Raw genomic sequence first — 17,082 nt, 5'->3', positions numbered from 1 at the left:
GGGAGGCCGGCAGGGTGGACCGGGTAGGGAGGGGAGGTCAACCGTCCTTTGCCGCGAGGCGTAGTGCGTTACCGGCGGATTACCGAAAGGCATCGGAACCTTACCAAGTCCTAACGTGATCCGGGCCGCCGGGCACATTATGTTGGGGCGAACTGATATCAGGGGATAATGCGGCTTGAAGACGTGGACGAAATGGCTGGTGACGCTGGTGGTGCTGGGTGGCGCCGGCTTTGGGGCCTGGTGGTATTTCCTGGCGGCGCCGGAAGCGGCGACCGTGCCCAATACGGTTGTGGTGGGGCGCGGCGATATCGAGCGCACCGTGCTGGCGTCGGGCGTGCTCGAGGCCAATTCTCTGGTCAGCGTCGGTGCGGAAGTCAGCGGTCGTATCGAGGCCGTGCATGTGGCTTTGGGGCAGGATGTCAAAAAGGGCGACCTGATCGCCGAGATCGACAGCCTCGACCAGGAGAATGCGGTCAAGACGGCGCTGGCGGTATTGGCCGGCATCGAGGCGCAGAAACGCAGCCAGGAAGCGAGCTTGCTCAAGGCGCAGGCGGCCCTGTCGCGTAATCAGCAGCTCAACGCCAATAGCCTCGTCTCGCAGACCGATCTCGAAACCGCGCAGGCGGCGGTGGATTCGGCACAGGCGCAGATCGACCAACTCGATGCGCAGATTGCCCAATCCCAGCTCAGCGTGGAATCGGCCGAGCTCAACCTGGCGCGGACCAAAATCGTGGCGCCGAACGATGGCACCATCGTCGCCCTGCTGGTGGATGAGGGGCAGACGGTCAATGCCAGCTCCAGCATCCCCACCATAGTCAAGATCGCCGATCTCGACACGATGGTGATCAAGGCCGAGATTTCCGAGGCCGACGTGGTGCGGGTTTCGGCCGGGCAGCGGGTCTATTTCACCATATTGGGCGAGCCCGACATCAAGATCGACGCCACGCTCCGCGAGGTCGAGCCGGCGCCGACCTCGATCAGTTCGGACACGGCGGCGAGCGACAGCGCGGTCTATTACAATGGGCTGTTCGACGTCCCCAATCCCGACCATAAGCTGCGCATCTCGATGACGGCGCAGGTGACCATCGTGCTCGATGAGGTCGCGGATGTGCTGGTGCTGTCCTCCGGGCTGGTGTCGCGCAAGGACCCGCAGGGCAATACAATGGTCGCCGTCTACGATCCGGCGACCGAAACGATCACCCCGCGGCGCATCGAAGTTGGCCTCAACAACAATGTCATGGCCGAAATCAAAGGTGGGCTCAGCGAAGGCGAGCAGGTGGTGAGCGGCGGCGCGACCATCGTGCGACCGGCCGGCGGCCAGCAGGGCGGGCCGGGTGGTCCGGGCGGTGGCGCCATGCGCATCGGCGGCCCCGTGCGCTTCGGCGGCTAGCCATGAGCGATCCGATCATTTCGCTGCGCGGCCTGACCCGGCAGTTCCAGGCCGGCGCCGAAACGGTGACCGTGCTCCGCGATATCGACCTCGATATCCACAGGGGTGAACTGGTCGCCATTATCGGCCAGTCGGGCTCGGGCAAGTCGACGCTGATGAACGTGCTCGGTTGCCTCGACCGGGCCTCGTCGGGCAGCTACGCTTTTGCCGGCCGCCCGGTCGGCAAGCTGGCGCCCGATGCCTTGGCCGAGCTGCGGCGCGAGCATTTCGGCTTCATCTTCCAGCGCTATCAATTGCTCCCCGATCTCGACGCGGTCGAGAATGTGGAAATTCCAGCCATCTATGCCGGCGTCGATGGCGGCGTGCGGCGCAAGCGAGCCATTGATCTGCTCACAAGGCTGGGGCTGGGCGATCGGCTCGACCATCGGCCCAATGCCCTGTCGGGCGGTCAGCAGCAGCGAGTCAGCGTGGCGCGGGCGCTGATGAATGGCGGCGAGGTGATCCTGGCGGACGAACCGACCGGAGCGCTGGACAGCAAGAGCGGCAAGGAACTGATGGCCCTGCTGCACGAGCTGCACAAGGACGGTCACACCATCATCATCGTGACGCATGATCCGCTGATCGCTGAACAGACCGAGCGGGTCATCGAGATTTCCGACGGCGTCATCATCGGCGACAAGCGCAGCGGGGTGGATACGCGGGTCGACAGGACCAGGGAAAGCATGCGCCGCACGGCGCGTTGGCGCGAATGGTTCGACAGCGGGCTCGAAGCCCTGCGCATGGCCTTGCGCTCCATGGTGGCGCATAAGCTGCGAACCTTCCTCACTATGCTCGGCATCATCATCGGCATTGCCTCGGTGGTGAGCGTGGTGGCTTTGGGGCAGGGCAGCCAGCAGATGGTGCTGGAAAACATCGCCTCCATCGGCACCAATACGATCAATATCTATCCCGGTAGCGGGTTCGGCGACCGGCGCAGTAGCCGCATCCAGACCCTGTTGCCATCGGATGCCGAGGCGCTGGCGGCGCAGGATTATGCCGACAGCGTCTCGCCGCAGGTCAGCTCCAATGCCACGGTGCTGTTCCGCAATACCTCGTCCAATGCCTCGGTCACCGGGGTCGGCGAGGGCTATTTCCAGGTCAATGGCCGCACCTTTGCCGAAGGCGTGGGCTTTACCGAAACCAGCATGACCCAGCGCACGCAGGAAGCCGTCATCGACGGTAATGCGCGCGACGCCATCTTCATCAATGGCGAGGACCCGGTGGGGCAGGTCATCATGCTGGGCAAGGTGCCGGTGCGGGTAATCGGCGTGGTGGAAAACGTCACCGGTTTCGGGCCGGGCGGCAACCAGGCCAATGTCTATGTGCCCTATACCACGGCGATGGATCGCATATTGGGCCAGTCATATCTCGGCTCCATCGCCGTGCGGGTCAGCGACAGCTTCGATATGGCGCAGGCCGAGGCGGAAATCACCGAGCTGCTGACGCGGCTGCATGACGGCAATACCGATTTCTTCCTGCAGAACACCGCGACCATCCGCGAAACCATCGAATCGACCTCGGCGACGCTGACGCTGCTGATCTCCACCATCGCCGTCATCTCGCTGGTCGTGGGTGGCATCGGGGTGATGAACATCATGCTGGTCAGCGTCTCCGAGCGCACCAAGGAGATCGGCATCCGCATGGCCGTCGGGGCCAGGCGGGGCGATATCCTCCGGCAATTCCTCATCGAGGCGGTGCTGGTCTGCTTTGTCGGCGGCGCCGCCGGGGTCGGGCTGAGCTTTGGCCTGGGGAGCCTGCTCACCACGCTGGTGGAGGGCGCGCGGCTGGCCTATTCAGCAGAATCGATCCTGCTGGCCATTGCCTCGGCCAGCCTAATCGGGGTGATTTTCGGCTTCATGCCGGCCCGCTCAGCGGCAAGGCTGGACCCGGTGGAGGCACTGGCACGGGAGTGATGTGCCACGCCCTCCTGGTTCGAGAGTCGCTGTGCTCCCGCCTCCCCATGAGGGCGTGGCACCGTTGCCCATCGGCCACGATCCATAAGCGCAATTCGCAACAAATGTGCCCAAAGGTTGTCCCTGCCATCGGGCAGCCCTAAACTGGCCATGAAATGTCCGCCTGTTGGGCAGGCGTGCAGCGTCGGCGCGGCGGGGGCGAAAGAGGCTTAACCGAATCTTTCCGCTCCAAAGGGCAAACTTCTGCTTCTGCCTCAATTGGTTGAAGCGTAACGGGCGGGAACGGGTCACTGCATATCGCGCGTCTGGTAACGAGTTTTAGCGCCTTGTGCGTTGCCGCCTGTCTGGCGGTGGCGCCTGCTTCTGCATTCGAAATTTTCGGGCTGAAACTGTTCGAGGATCAGAGCGAGGAAGACGCCGCGGCTGTCATCGCCGATCCGCAGCCCTATACCGTCGTCGTCACCGTCAATGCCACCGGCGCGGTGGAAAGCGCGGTGCGCAATGCCTCGGCGCTGGTTGCCGATCAGAATGAGCCGGCCTCGGGCGCCGCGGGTCTGCTGGCCAAGGCACGCGGCGATTATCGCCGTATCGTCGCGGCGCTTTACAATGAAGGCTATTATGGCGGCACGGCCTCCATCCGTGTCGGCGGGGTCGAGGCGGCCAATCTGGCGCCCGACGTCAACCTGCCCGATCCGGTGGATGTGGCCATTGTCGTTGATCCCGGCCCCCAATTCCGCTTCAACAGCGTCAATATCGTCAACCAGGCGCTGCCGACCTCCGACCCCTATGACTATGTCGAGCCGCCCGTCCATGCCGGGTTCGGTGCCGGCGAGATCGCCAAGTCCTCTGTCATCCTGAGGGCCGAGCAGTTGGCGCTGGAGGCCTGGCGGCAGCAGGGCTATGCCAAGGCTGTCATCGTTACCCGTGACGTGGTGGCCGATCATGCGACGACCACGGTCGACGTCACCATCACGGTCAATCCCGGCCCCAAGGCCGCCTTTGGCGCGGTGACCGTCAGCGGCACCGAAACGCTCGACCCCGAATTCGTGCGGCGGCAGACCGGGCTGACCGAGGGCGAGGAATACGACCCCGACGAGTTGGCGCTGGCGCAAAAGCGCCTCGACCGGCTCGAAGTGTTCCGGGCGGCGCGGCTGGAAGCGGGCGACGCGGTCGGCGCCGATGGGCTCTTGCCCTACAATCTCATCGTGCAGGAACTGCCGGGGCGCCGTTTCGGCGTCGGCGCCACCTATTCGACCATTGATGGTCTCGGCGTCGAAGCCTTCCACCTGTGGCGCAACCTCTTCGGCCAGGCCGAGCGGCTGCGCCTCGATGCGCGCGTGGCCAGTATTGCCTATCCGATCGATACGGCGGAATTCGACTATTTCTTCGGCGGCACCTTCACCAAGCCAGGTATTTTCACACCCGATACCGATCTGGTGGCCGCCGTCTCGGCCGAGCGCACCATCTACCCCACCTTCACCGAAACCTCGGCCAGTGGCCGGGTCGGACTGACCCATATCCTCTCCGACCAGATCACCATCGAGGGTGGGGCGCAGTTCGAGCTCAGCCGGTTCGATGATGATTTCGGCACGCGCGACTTCAAGACCGTGGGTCTTTATGCCGGCGCGACGCTGGATTTCCGTGACGACAGCGTGGACCCCACCGAAGGCTGGTATGGACAGGTCAATCTCGAGCCGTTCTACGAGCTCAATTACGGCAATGCGGGCGCCAAGCTCACCGTCGAGGGCCGCACCTATTTCGGCTTCGGAGAGGACGATCCCTTCGTGCTGGCCGGCCGTCTCAAGGCCGGAGCGCTGCTGGGCCCTGACCTGTCGGAAATCCCGCCCGACAAGCTGTTCTTTGCCGGCGGTGGCGGTTCGGTGCGCGGCTATGGCTTCAAGTCCATCGGCGTCGATGACGGCTCCGGCATCATAACCGGCGGGCGCTACCTGCTCGAAGCCTCGCTCGAGGCGCGGGTCAAGGTGACCCAGGATATCGGCGTGGTCGGGTTCGTGGATGGCGGCTATGTGGCGGCCGACGTATTTCCGGCATTGACCGACCTGCGCGTCGGGGCCGGTGTCGGCGTGCGCTACTATACCGGGCTCGGCCCGATCCGTGCCGATTTCGCCATTCCGCTCAACAAACGTCCGGGCGATCCCGATTATGCGCTCTACGTCGGCATAGGGCAGTCCTTCTGATGGCCCGGCTGATGTCTCTTCCGCGGCGCTTCGTCGTCCTCATCCTCGTGCTGCTCGGCCTTGGCCTGGCCGTGCCGGCGGTTATCGTCGCGCAGGATGTGCTGACGATGGGCAATGAGGAGCAGAAGGACTGGCTGACCAGCTTCGTGCAGGATCGCCTGTCGACGCCCGAACGGCAGATCAGGCTCTCCAATATCGAGGGTGCGCTGGGCTCTGATGTGGCGATCCGCGAGATCACTATTTCCGATGCCGAGGGCGTGTGGCTGCGCGTCAACAATGCGCGGCTCAACTGGAACCAGGCGGCCCTGTTCACCGGCCGGCTGGAAGTGCGCTCGCTGGCTGCCGATTCCATCGAATATATCCGCAATGCCGTGCCGGTCGAAGGCGCGGTGGACCTGCCTTCGCCCGAAGCCGGCGGCTTCCAGGTGCCCGAATTACCGGTGGCGGTCATCCTCGAACAGCTTAGCGTGCCCAAGGTGACGTTCGGCGCTGGCGTCTTCGGACTGGGTTCGGAGATTTCGCTTGATGGCGCGATGACGCTCGATGGCGGCAGTCTCGATGCCAATCTTGCTATTGTCCGCCTCGACGGACCGGGCGGCACGCTCGATCTCGACGTGGTGTTCCGCAACGACGACGACAGTATCGAGTTGGGGCTGGCGCTGGTCGAACCCGAGAATGGCGTCATCGCCAACCTGCTCAATATCGAAAACCGCCCCGCGGTCACCCTGACCATCAATGGCAGCGGGCCGGTGCGCGATTTGCGGACCGACCTCACCCTGCAGGCCAATGGCCAGACGGCGCTTTCCGGCGTGGCGGTGGTGAACCAGCAGGCCGAAGGCATAGCTGTGGCCGCCGATCTGCATGGGCCGCTGGCCACCCTGATCGCCGAGCCCTATCGCCCCTTCTTCGGCGCCGAGACGGCGCTGGTGGCCAATGCGCTGATCCGCACGGAAGGCGGTATTTCCGTCACCGGATTACGGCTCACCGGCGGGCAATTGTCGCTGGACGCGTCTGCTGAAACCACGCCAGACAATTTCCTCAAGTCGCTCGATCTCAATGCCGTCATCGCCGATCCCGCCGGCGGGCAGGTCGTGCTGCCGGTGCCGGGCAGCGCCACCCGTGTCGGCTCGGCGCAACTGGCCGTGGCCTTCGGCGGCGAAGCAAATGAGGACTGGACGGCCAGGCTCGATATGGCCGGGTTCGAGACACCGGGCTTTGCCGCGGAAAACCTTGATCTGACCGTGGGCGGCGTGGCCGCCAATCTCAGCGATCCCGCGACGCGCCGGGTGACCTTCAATGGCGATGGCACGCTGTCGGGCATTTCCGGCTCCGAAGAGATCGAGACGGCCCTGGGCGATGGCATTGGCCTGGGTATTGCCGGCCTGTGGAATGCCGGCGAGCCGGTGCAACTGGCAGAATTCCGCGTGGCTGGACAGGCGCTGACGGCGGCGCTGAGCGGACAGCTCGATGGGCTGGATTTCAACGGCGATATCGCGCTGGAAACATCGAGCATCGCCCCGTTCTCCGGTCTTGCCGGACGAGAACTCCGGGGCGCACTGTCACTCAAGGCCAGTGGCGCGCTTATGCCGCTGAGCGGCGGGTTTGACCTGACGCTGGATGGCACGGGCACCAATCTGGCCATAGACGACGAGATTGCCGATGGCCTGCTCGCCGGCACGGTGGACCTGTCCGGCCGCGTGGCGCGCACCGAGGCGGGACTGACGGCGGAGAATTTCCGCATCGCCAACAATCAGGTGCAGATGCTGGCCGACGGCACCTATTCCAATGCGCTGGCCGACTTCGCCTTCAATCTCGACCTTGTTGATCTCGGCCTGCTGTCCGAGCAGGCCAGCGGCGCGCTCAAGGTAGTCGGCACCGCCAAGGGGCAGGACAGCGTCATCGACCTTGATCTCGATGCCAGCGTGGTCAGCGGTACCCTGGCCGGCCGCGCCTTGCGCGATGCCGCACTGCGCTTCGACGGCCGCTACGATACCGACCGGCTCGACGGCAATATTTCCGGCGCGGCGGCGCTGGATGGTTATCGCACCACCCTGGCTGCCGATGTCAGCGTGACATCAGAGACCCAGCAACTGGCCGATCTCGACTTCCAGGCGGCTGGCACGCGGATCACGGGCGGATTGGCGCGCGCGGTGGAGACCGGACTGATCGATGGAGGGCTGACAATTGTCTCCCCCGACGTGTCGGTGCCGGCCGCCCTGGCGCTGCTCGATGCCACGGGCACTGTCAATGCCGAGATTGGGCTGAGCAACGTGGACGGGCGGCAGTTGGCCTCGATCAGGGGCGCTGTGCGGGAGCTTGATGTCAATGACATCACTGTTGGATCGGCCGATATCGAAGGCGCCGTGCAGGACCTGTTCGGCGTACCGGCAATCACCGGAACGATCCGCGCGACGGATGTGGTTGCTGCGGGCACGCATGTTGAGACGCTGACCGCAGACGCGACCCAGAGCGCCGGGACGACATCGTTCGATGCGCAGGCAGCGCTTGCTACCGGCACCGATATCGACATTGCCGGCGCGCTGACGCCGGTCGATGGCGGCTATCGCCTGGCCGTGGACCGGGCGCAGTTGCAGCAGGGCCAGCTATCGGCGCGGCTGGCGCGCCCCACCGTGATCCAGGTTGCCGGCTCCAGCGTGGCGCTCGACGCGGTGCGCTTCGACGTCGGCTCGGGTTCGATCACCGCCACCGGTTCAGCCGGCGAGACGCTGGGCATTACCCTCGATATCAACGCGCTGCCGCTCTCCATCGCCAATGCCATTGCACCCGATCTGGGTCTGGCCGGCGCGGTCAATGGCCGCGCCAGCATTTCCGGCACGGGCAGCGACCCGCAGGTGAGTTTCGAGGCGCGGGCCGAGGGCATCAATGCCGCCGCGATCAGCGAATTCGGCATCGCCCCGCTGGGCGTCACGGCCAGCGGCAGCTTCCGCAACGGCATGGTAAGCTTGGCTTCACTGACGGCCAATGGCTCGGGCGGGCTGACCCTCCGCGGCTCGGGCACGGTCCCGCTGGAAGGCAATGGGCTCAATATCGCCGTCACCGGCTCGGCGCCTTTGGTGCTGGGCAATCGTTTCGTCGCCGATCGTGGCGGGCAGTTGAGCGGCGTGGTGACGCTGGATGCGCGGGTCAGCGGCAGCTTGGCCAGCCCGCAATTCGGCGGCCGGGTCTCCACCAGCAATGCCGGCTATATCGACCCCGAACTCAACCTGCGGCTGCAGGGCATTACCGGCTCGGCCAGCCTCAACGGCACCAATCTGGTGATCGACAGCCTGTCGACCAATCTGGCCACCGGCGGCTCGGTTTCGGCTTCGGGCTCTGTGGGCCTTAATGCCGGCTTCCCGGCCAATATTCGCGTGGCACTCAATTCGGCGCGCTATGCCGATGGCAATCTCTTCGTCGCCACAGTATCGGGCAATCTGGCGCTGACGGGCAATCTCACCGGCTCGCCGCTGCTGGCCGGCGATGTGTTCGTCGAAGAAGCCAATATTTCCATCCCGGAGAATTTCGGCGGCGGGGCGCAACTGATCGACGTCAATCACGTACGCACCCCTGTCGCCGTGGAACAGACCCTCCAACGCGCCAAGATCGATGACCGCAGCGGCGCGCCGATCCCGCAGACGCGACCGGCCGGCGTGGTGCTCGACATCAATGTCAACGCGCCCAACCAGATCTTCATCCGCGGCCGCGGGCTCGACGCGGAAGTGGGTGGCTCGGTGCGCCTCACCGGACCGATCAACAATATCCAGCCTGTGGGCGGGTTCGAACTCAATCGCGGGCGTCTGGCCATTCTCGGCCAGCGCGTGACCTTCGAAAGCGGCACGGTGACGCTGGTGGGCGATCTCGACCCCTTCCTCAACCTCGTTGCCCGCACCGAGGGCGAGGGGGATCACCGTCTTCGTCACGGTGTCCGGCCGCGCCTCGGATATTGATGTCAGCTTCAGCTCAAGCCCGGCCTTACCGCAGGACGAAGTGCTGAGCCGGCTGATCTTCAACCGCTCCATGGGCGAACTCTCGCCGCTGCAACTGGCCAAGCTGGCCGGTGCCGCGGCCGAACTGGTGGGCGGTGGCGGCAACGGCCTGGTCGACAGCCTGCGCGGCGCGGCGGGCCTCGCCGATCTCGATCTCGTCACCGACGACGACGGCAATGTCGCGGTGCAGGCGGGCACCTATATCCAGGACAATGTCTATCTCGGCGTCCAGGCCGGTGCCAACGGCCAGAGCAAGGTGACCATCAACCTCGACGTCACCAGCGACCTCAAAGTCACCGGCGCCACCAGCCAGGACGGCAATTCGAGCCTGGGTGTGTTCTACGAGCGGGATTACTAGCTTCCGATGTTGGGAGGTGGCCTTCTCCCCTTGAGGGAGAAGGTGCCCGAAGGGCGGATGAGGGGTCTCTTGCGTGCGTCTGGCATGGGAGAGCGCAGCACCCCTCACCCTGACCTTCCGCTGAACGCGTCAGGTCGTCCCTCTCCCTCAAGGGGAGAGGGAAAGAGGCGTCTCCCTACCGGCTCACCCCGCCCGTCTTCGCCGCCTTTTCCGCGTCCCACCACCAGATCGTGGGGAACCCGCTGGAAAAGTCCGGCAGGTTTTCCGGGTGGCTGAAGCGGTTCCAGTGGGCGATGCGGGAATTGCGCAGGCTGTAGCTGGGGACCATGTAGTAATTGTGCAGCAGCACGCGGTCGATGGCTGCGGTGATCGCCAGTTGGGTGTCGCGGTCGTCGGCCACCACCAGCTTGTCGATCAGCGCGTCGATGGCTGGATTGGCGATGCCGGCATAGTTCTGGCTGCCTTCCTCATTGGCGGCAGCGGAGCCGAAGAAGAAGCGCTGCTCGTTGCCGGGCGAGAAGCTCTGCGCCCAGCCGGTATAGATCACATCGAAATCGAAACTGCGCGAGCGGTTGATATATTGCGGGCTGTCCACCGAGCGGATGGTCGCCGCCACGCCGATCTGGGCGAGGTTGGTGACCATGTTCGCCGCCACCGGCTCGATGGTCGGGCCATTGAGCAGGATTTCGAAGCTGAATTGCTGTCCATTGGCATCGACCAGCCGGTTGCCGTCGAGCGTATAGCCGGCTTCGTTGAACAGGCCCAAAGCGGTGCGCAGGTTGTCCCGCAGCTTCTGCGGATCGCCGCTGACCGGGTTGGCATAGGGCTCGGTAAAGACGCTGGATGGCACCAGGTCGCGGACGGACTCCAGCACTTCGAGTTCCTCGCCTTCCGGCAGGCCCGTGGACTTGAAGGGCAGGCCGAAGAAGTAGCTGTCGATGCGCTCATACTGGTTGTAGAACAGGGTGTTGCTCAACTCCTCGAAATCGAAGGCATAGTTGAGCGCCTTGCGTACGCGAATATCCTGGAATTTCTCGCGGCGCAGATTGGGCACGAAGCCCAGCCCGATGCCCGAGCCGGCATAGTCCTGCGGGAACAATTCCTTGATGATGCGCCCCTCGTTGACCGCCGGGAAATCATAGGCGGTGGCCCAGCGGCGGGCGGTGTTTTCCCACCACCAGTCGAACTGGTCGCCCTTGAAAGCCTCGAACTGCACCGTCAGGTCGAGGAAATATTCGAGCCGATATTCGTCGAAATTGTTGTGGCCCACCTGGGTCGGCTGGTTCTCGCCCCAGTAGTTTTCCACGCGCTTGTAGGTGAGGCTGCGGCCGGCGTCGAAGCTGGCCAGTTCATAAGGCCCCGAGCCCAAAGGCGGTTCGAGCGTGGATTGGGCGATATCGCGCTGCTTGCCATTGGCGTCGGTGCCTTCCCACCAGTGCTGGGGCAGTACCATGAGCTGGCCGAGAATGAGCGGCAATTCGCGATTGCCGGTCTGGTTGAAGGTGAAGGTCACTTCGCCCGGCGCCGTCACCTCGGCCGTTTCGATATTGAGGTAATATTGCTGGCGGTCGGGATTGACCTCGATGAGCTTGTTGAAGGTCCAAACCACATCCTCGGCGGTGACAGGCTCGCCATCGTTCCAATGGGCTGCCGGGTCGATGCGGAAGGTGACGGCGCCATAGTCCGGTGCGATCTTCAATTCCTTGGCCAGCAGGCCATAATAGGTGTTCTGCTCATCCATCGAGGGCGTCATCAGCGTCTCGTAGAGCAGGCCAATGCCGCCGGCGGTCTCGCCTTTTGGCAGGATGGGGTTGAACGTATCGAAGCCGCCTAGCGCGCCTTGGCGCACGACGCCGCCCTTGGGCGCGTCAACATTGACATAGTCGAAATGGGCATAGTCGGGGCCGTATTTGGGCTCGCCTTCCAGCGTGAAGGAATTGCTCCACACGTCGGTCGGGGTCTGGGCCAAAGCGGGGGCCACCATGGCCAGCAGCAGGATGGCGAGGAGGGGTGCGAGTTTCATCGGACGGCTCCGAAATTGACGAATTGTGACACGAGGCTAGACCGTTTCGGGCCCGGCCGGAAGCATTGGTTCGGCAAAGGCCGCGGCCAGCAGCGCGCGGGTATAGTCCGATTGCGGGGCGGCGAAGATATCGGCCGCGGCGCCCTGTTCGACGACGCGCCCATCGCGCATGACGATGAGCTGGTTGGCCAGCGCGCGGACCACTTTGAGATCGTGGGAAATGAACATATAGGTCAGGCCGTGCCGCTGCTGGATATCGCGCAACAGGTCGATGACCTGGGCCTGGATCGACACATCGAGTGCCGAAGTGGGCTCGTCCAGCACGACGAATTTGGGCTCCAGCACCATGGCGCGGGCAATGGCGATGCGCTGGCGCTGGCCGCCGGAAAACTCGTGCGGGTAGCGGAAGCGGGTTTCCGGGGCGAGCCCCACCTCCTCCAGCGCCTTGACCACGCGTGCATCGCGTTCTGCCGCGCCGATATGCGGCGCATGAACCGCCAGGCCCTCGCCGATAATGGCATCGACCGACAGGCGCGGACTGAGCGAGCCGAACGGGTCCTGGAACACGATCTGCATGTCCTTGCGCAAGGGCCGCATGGCCTTCCACGAGCGCGACTGGATGGTATTGCCCAGCACGACAATGCGCCCGTCCGAAGGAAGCAGGCGCAGCAAGGCATAGCCCAGTGTCGATTTGCCCGAGCCTGATTCCCCCACCACGCCCAGCGTTTCGCCGCGACGGATGGAGAGGTCGACCCCATCGACGGCCTTGATATGGCCCACGGTACGGCGCAGCAGCCCGCGCCTGACCGGGAACCACACCTTGAGGTTGGCCACATCGACAATGGAGGGGGCAGCCGGGTCCGATGGCGGCGGGGCGCCGCTTGGTTCGGCGGCGAGCAGATGCTTGGTATAGGCGTGCTGCGGATCGGCGAAGATGGTGTCGACCGGACCGGTCTCGACGATTTCGCCCTTGGTCATGATGCAGACGCGATCGGCGATGCGCTTCACAATGCCCAGATCATGGGTGATGAACAGCATGGCCATGCCAAGCCGGCTTTGCAATTCCTTGAGCAGGGTCAGGATTTGCGCCTGCACAGTCACATCAAGCGCCGTGGTCGGTTCGTCGGCGATCAGCAGGTCCGGTTCATTGGCCAGCGCCATGGCGATCATGACGCGCTGGCGCTGCCCGCCCGACAACTGGTGCGGATAGGCGCCGAGCCTGCTGGCCGGATCGGGAATGCCGACGGCGTCGAGCAGTTCGAGCGTCCGCTTGCGGGCGGCGGTAGCGCGCAAGCCGCGATGCACGGCCAGCACTTCCCCGATCTGCCGCTCCACAGTGTGGACCGGGTTGAGCGAGCTCATCGGCTCCTGGAAAATCATCGAAATGTCATTGCCGCGCACGGCGCGCAATTCGGCCGGCGGCGCAGTGATCAGGTCCTTGCCCTTGAACAGGATTTGCCCCGACAGGGCGGCCGTCGCCGGCAGCAGTTTCAGCACCGACAGGGCAGTGACCGACTTGCCCGAGCCGCTTTCGCCCACCAAAGCCACGGTCTCGCCGGGCGCAATATCGAAGGAGATGCCGCGCGTCGCCTCGTTGGCGCCAAAGGCAATGGTCAGGTCGCGGATGGAGAGCAGGGGCGCGGTCATCCCATGGCTTTCCGCGGATCGAAGGCATCGCGCACGGCTTCCCCGATAAACACCAGCAGCGTCATCAGCACCGCGATGGCGAGGAAGCCGGTGAGGCCGAGCCAGGGCGCCTGCAGGTTTTCCTTGCCCTGATAAAGCAGGTCGCCCAGCGAGGGTGTACCCACTTCGAGGCCCAGGCCGAGCAGGTCGAGCGAGGTCAGCGTCACCACCGAACCGGAGAGGATGAAGGGCATGAAGGTGAGCGTTGCCACCATGGCATTGGGCAGCAGGTGTCGGAACATGATGGTGATGTTGGAAACGCCGAGGGCGCGGGCGGCGGCGATATATTCGAAATTGCGGCCGCGCAGGAATTCGGCGCGCACGATGCCCACCAGCGACACCCAGGAAAACAGCAGCAATATGCCGAGCAGCACCCAGAAGCTGGGCGCGATGACGCTGGAGACGATCAGCAGCAGGTAGAGCGCGGGCACCGACGTCCAGATTTCGATGACGCGCTGGGCGACGAGGTCGACCCAGCCGCCGAAATAGCCCTGCACCGCACCGGCCACCAGCCCGATGACCGAGGAAAGAATGGTCAGCGTGAAGCCGAACAGGATGGAGATGCGCACGCCATAGAGCAGCCGCGCCAGGACGTCATGGGCTTCGCCATCGGTGCCTAGCCAGTGGACATTGCCCCAGTTGCAGCCGGGGTCGGCGGTTTGCAGCGGATAGCGCTCGCAGGCCGCGTCCCGCGTGAGCAGCCAGGTTGGCGGCGTGGCGCCCGAGCCGGGCTGGTAGCGGTCGACCGTGTTGTAGCTGAAATGCACCGGCGGCCAGACCATCCAGCCATTGGCCTCGATTTCGGAAGCGATGAAATCGTCGCGATAATTGGTGGTGGCGAGAAACCCACCAAACTTGGCTTCGGGATAGTTGACGAAGGCCGGGAACAGCAATTCGCCCTTGTAGGAGGCGACGATAGGCCGGTCATTGGCGATGAATTCGGAGCCGAGCGCGGCGAGGAACAGCACGAGGAAAATCCACAGCGACCAATAGCCCCGGCGGTTCCGGCGGAAATTGTCGAGCCGCCGCCGATTGAGCGGGCTGAGCATGGGGCGGCGCGAGGCCGCGATTGCCGCTTCCTGTTGCATCAACTCGCTCATACTTCGCGGCTTTCGAAATCGAGGCGCGGATCGACCCACATATAGGCGAGGTCGGAAATCAGCGCGATGACGAGGCCGAGCAGGCTGAAGATATAAAGCGTGGCAAAGACCACCGGATAGTCGCGGTTGCTGACCGAGACGAAGCCGAGCAGGCCCAGCCCGTCGAGCGAGAAAATGGTCTCGATCAGCAGCGAGCCGCCGAAGAAGGCGCCGATGAAGGCGGCCGGAAAGCTGGCGATGATCAGCATCATGGCGTTGCGGAAGACGTGGCGGTAGAGCACCTGGTTTTCCGTCAGCCCCTTGGCCCGGGCCGTGGTGACATATTGCTTGCCGATTTCGTCGATGAACGAATTCTTGGTGAGCAGCGTCGTGGTGGCGAAGGCGCCCAGTCCCATCGAGATGATGGGCAGCACCAGATGCCAGAAATAGTCGATGATCTGCCGCCACCAGGGAAAGCTGTCAAAGCCCGGTGAGGTCAGCCCTCGCAGCGGGAAAATCGACCAGAAGCTGCCGCCGGCAAACAGCACGATCAGCGCGATGGCGATCAGGAAGCCGGGAATGGCATAGCCCATGATGACCACGGTCGAGGTCCACACATCGAAGCGCGAACCGTCGGTCACGGCCTTCTTGATGCCGAGCGGAATGGAGATGCCATAGGCGATCAGCGTCATCCACAGGCCGAGCGAGATGGAAACCGGCATCTTCTCCTTGATCAGGTCGATGACAGAGATATCGCGATAATAGCTGTCGCCGAAATCGAAGCGCAGATAGTTCCACAACATCATGCCGAAGCGTTCGAGCGGCGGCTTGTCGAAGCCGAACTGCTTTTCGATGCGCGCGACCAGTTCGGGCGACAGGCCCTGGCTGCCGCGATAGGCCGATTTGTTGCCGCCCTGGCCGGGCTGGGCGGCGAAATCGCCCGCCGCGTCGCCAGTAATGCGCGTAGCCATGGAGACATTCTGGCCCGACAGGTTGGCCAGCGCCTGTTCCACGGGGCCGCCGGGGGCGAATTGGGTGATCAGGAACGAGATGGCCATGATGCCGAACACGGTCGGGATCATCAGCAGCAGGCGGCGGAGAATATAGGCGCCCATCGGGTCTCCGGGCAGACGAGTTTGCGTGGAGTTTAGGCGCTGGGCCGTCCAGGCCGGCAAATCACCATGAAGTGAAGCGGCTTATCGCAAGTGCAACACTTTGGTGACGGCTTGGCAAGGGTGGGGGTGGTTATGTGCTGGGTGCTTGCCGGATCGGGCATACGCAGTCAGGATCGCCCCAACCGCGGGAGAAGCCCATGACCTACCAGATCATCGCCCATGTCAAAAATCCCTCGCAGGCGCGGGCGCTGGTGGTGGCGTTGCGGGCCTATGGTTTCAATCCGCTGGAGCAGGGCGATGGCGGCCTGCCGGGGGTGACGAATCTGTTTGGGCCGGAAGGCGTTCCGGTGCAGGTGCCCGAAGAAGAAGCGCGCGATGCAACGGCTTTGGCAGAAGATCTGTTGAAGGAAATGGCGGCCTCCGACCGCTAAAACGCCACATTGCTCAGTCCTGCTGACAGTGCGGGCCGGGCGGTTGAACGCAGCGTGGTGTTTGGTTATAAGCCAAACAAGCTGTTAACCTTTGTTAAGCCCCCTGGGGCAGGAGCGGAAACCTATGACGGATTGGATGCGCGGATCGTTGTCCGCGGTGGGCGTGGCGGCAATCGCCGTTGTGCTGGCCGCATGCCAGTCCACCGGGTCCAATACGGCCAATCTCAACACGATCGGCCAGCCACAGCAGTTGCAGCCGGTGCAGAATTCCACAGTACAGCAGGGCACTTTGCCCGCCATTGGCGCAACCGGTACGCCGGCGCCGGGCCTTTCCGGCCAGCCGGTGCTGGGCGGGGTTCCCGCCACCCAGACGGCTGCGACCGCGCCGGGCACCTTGCCCTCCATCGTGTCGCTCGATCCGCTGGCCCAGCCGGTTGCCGGCGGCATGAGCGCCGGTCCTGAAGGCGTGTGGAACGTCGTTGCCGGCGCCGCGACCTGCCGCATCAACCTGCCGATGACCGCCAAGACCGGCACCAGCTACTACCGCGCCTCGGCGCCGGGCTGCACCGTGCCGCAGATCGCCTCGGTCACCGGCTGGCAGCAGGTGGGCAGCCAGCTCCAGCTCTATGATGAAAACGGCAACATCGCCGCCTTCCTCGCCCCGTCGGGCGGCCGCTATATCGGCACGATGGGCGGTGGCCAGGCCATCTCGATGTCCAGGTAAGTTTCAGTGAAGCCGGCCCGCAAAATGGCCGGCTTTATTCCAGGCGTTTCCATTCCGCCGGTAGACCTCATGGTGAGCTTGTCGAACCACGAGGTCGTGGCACGATTGGCGGCACGACCTCGTGGTTCGACAAGCTCACC

General features: G+C 64.2%; 11 protein-coding genes. 7 read left to right on the top strand and 4 right to left on the bottom strand.

What is annotated here, in order from left to right; translation table 11 throughout:
- Positions 1-175 precede the first annotated feature (175 nt).
- The 5 genes from FPZ08_RS11035 to FPZ08_RS23090 all read left to right on the top strand — a co-directional run bounded on the left by FPZ08_RS11035 (position 176) and on the right by FPZ08_RS23090 (position 9,884).
- Positions 176-1,390, top strand: a complete 1,215-nt coding sequence (locus FPZ08_RS11035; RefSeq protein ID WP_146290071.1) for an efflux RND transporter periplasmic adaptor subunit — start codon at positions 176-178, stop codon at positions 1,388-1,390.
- A gap of 2 nt (positions 1,391-1,392) precedes the next feature.
- Complete coding sequence (locus FPZ08_RS11030; RefSeq protein ID WP_146290070.1) at positions 1,393-3,342, top strand: MacB family efflux pump subunit; 1,950 nt, start codon at positions 1,393-1,395, stop codon at positions 3,340-3,342.
- Between the two features lie 326 nt (positions 3,343-3,668).
- Positions 3,669-5,540, top strand: a complete 1,872-nt coding sequence (locus FPZ08_RS11025) for an autotransporter assembly complex protein TamA (RefSeq protein ID WP_246132623.1) — start codon at positions 3,669-3,671, stop codon at positions 5,538-5,540.
- Positions 5,540-9,487 carry a translocation/assembly module TamB domain-containing protein gene (locus FPZ08_RS22620; protein WP_146290068.1) on the top strand — a complete coding sequence of 1,316 codons (3,948 nt, stop codon included), beginning with the start codon at positions 5,540-5,542 and terminating at the stop codon, positions 9,485-9,487. Before FPZ08_RS11025 ends, FPZ08_RS22620 begins: the two co-directional genes overlap by 1 nt.
- Positions 9,462-9,884 (top strand): translocation/assembly module TamB domain-containing protein, encoded by a 423-nt coding sequence (locus tag FPZ08_RS23090; RefSeq protein ID WP_186766947.1) that lies wholly within the window; start codon positions 9,462-9,464, stop codon positions 9,882-9,884. The genes FPZ08_RS22620 and FPZ08_RS23090 overlap by 26 nt, the downstream gene beginning before the upstream one ends.
- 175 nt (positions 9,885-10,059) lie before the next feature.
- Here the strand turns inward: FPZ08_RS23090 and FPZ08_RS11010 are convergent, their stop codons facing one another.
- From FPZ08_RS11010 to FPZ08_RS10995, 4 genes are read right to left on the bottom strand one after another with little or no spacing between them, the layout of a single operon-like run.
- On the bottom strand, positions 10,060-11,907 hold the full coding sequence (locus tag FPZ08_RS11010) for an extracellular solute-binding protein (protein WP_146290066.1): 1,848 nt from the start codon (positions 11,905-11,907) through the stop codon (positions 10,060-10,062).
- A 36-nt stretch (positions 11,908-11,943) separates the two neighbouring features.
- On the bottom strand, positions 11,944-13,554 hold the full coding sequence (locus FPZ08_RS11005; protein WP_146290065.1) for an ABC transporter ATP-binding protein: 1,611 nt from the start codon (positions 13,552-13,554) through the stop codon (positions 11,944-11,946).
- Positions 13,551-14,693 carry an ABC transporter permease gene (locus FPZ08_RS11000; protein ID WP_146290064.1) on the bottom strand — a complete coding sequence of 381 codons (1,143 nt, stop codon included), beginning with the start codon at positions 14,691-14,693 and terminating at the stop codon, positions 13,551-13,553. The genes FPZ08_RS11005 and FPZ08_RS11000 overlap by 4 nt, the downstream gene beginning before the upstream one ends.
- On the bottom strand, positions 14,690-15,787 hold the full coding sequence (locus tag FPZ08_RS10995; protein ID WP_146290063.1) for a microcin C ABC transporter permease YejB: 1,098 nt from the start codon (positions 15,785-15,787) through the stop codon (positions 14,690-14,692). The genes FPZ08_RS11000 and FPZ08_RS10995 overlap by 4 nt, the downstream gene beginning before the upstream one ends.
- A 197-nt stretch (positions 15,788-15,984) precedes the next feature.
- Between FPZ08_RS10995 and FPZ08_RS10990 the strand changes: the two genes are divergently transcribed.
- Together FPZ08_RS10990 and FPZ08_RS10985 are read left to right on the top strand one after the other, a co-directional pair.
- Positions 15,985-16,218 (top strand): hypothetical protein, encoded by a 234-nt coding sequence (locus FPZ08_RS10990; protein WP_146290062.1) that lies wholly within the window; start codon positions 15,985-15,987, stop codon positions 16,216-16,218.
- Positions 16,219-16,342: 124 nt separating this feature from the next.
- A complete protein-coding gene (locus FPZ08_RS10985) occupies positions 16,343-16,942 on the top strand; it encodes an AprI/Inh family metalloprotease inhibitor (protein WP_146290061.1) in 600 nt (199 codons plus the stop codon).
- The last annotated feature ends 140 nt before the right edge of the window (positions 16,943-17,082 follow it).

This window comes from Devosia ginsengisoli (assembly GCF_007859655.1).
Taxonomy (GTDB): domain Bacteria; phylum Pseudomonadota; class Alphaproteobacteria; order Rhizobiales; family Devosiaceae; genus Devosia; species Devosia ginsengisoli.
The sequence above is the reverse complement of the archived record's forward strand: the minus strand, read 5'-3'. Positions and strand labels throughout refer to the sequence as shown.

Excerpts from the sequence above, each read along its gene's own strand:
- FPZ08_RS11010 (WP_146290066.1), bottom strand. The coding sequence starts at position 11,907 with ATGAAACTCGCACCCCTCCTCGCCATCCTGCTGCTGGCCATGGTGGCC.
- FPZ08_RS22620 (WP_146290068.1), top strand. The coding sequence starts at position 5,540 with ATGGCCCGGCTGATGTCTCTTCCGCGGCGCTTCGTCGTCCTCATCCTC.
- FPZ08_RS10985 (WP_146290061.1), top strand. The coding sequence starts at position 16,343 with ATGACGGATTGGATGCGCGGATCGTTGTCCGCGGTGGGCGTGGCGGCA.
- FPZ08_RS10990 (WP_146290062.1), top strand. The coding sequence starts at position 15,985 with ATGACCTACCAGATCATCGCCCATGTCAAAAATCCCTCGCAGGCGCGG.
- FPZ08_RS11030 (WP_146290070.1), top strand. The coding sequence starts at position 1,393 with ATGAGCGATCCGATCATTTCGCTGCGCGGCCTGACCCGGCAGTTCCAG.
- FPZ08_RS11005 (WP_146290065.1), bottom strand. The coding sequence starts at position 13,554 with ATGACCGCGCCCCTGCTCTCCATCCGCGACCTGACCATTGCCTTTGGC.
- FPZ08_RS10995 (WP_146290063.1), bottom strand. The coding sequence starts at position 15,787 with ATGGGCGCCTATATTCTCCGCCGCCTGCTGCTGATGATCCCGACCGTG.
- FPZ08_RS11000 (WP_146290064.1), bottom strand. The coding sequence starts at position 14,693 with ATGAGCGAGTTGATGCAACAGGAAGCGGCAATCGCGGCCTCGCGCCGC.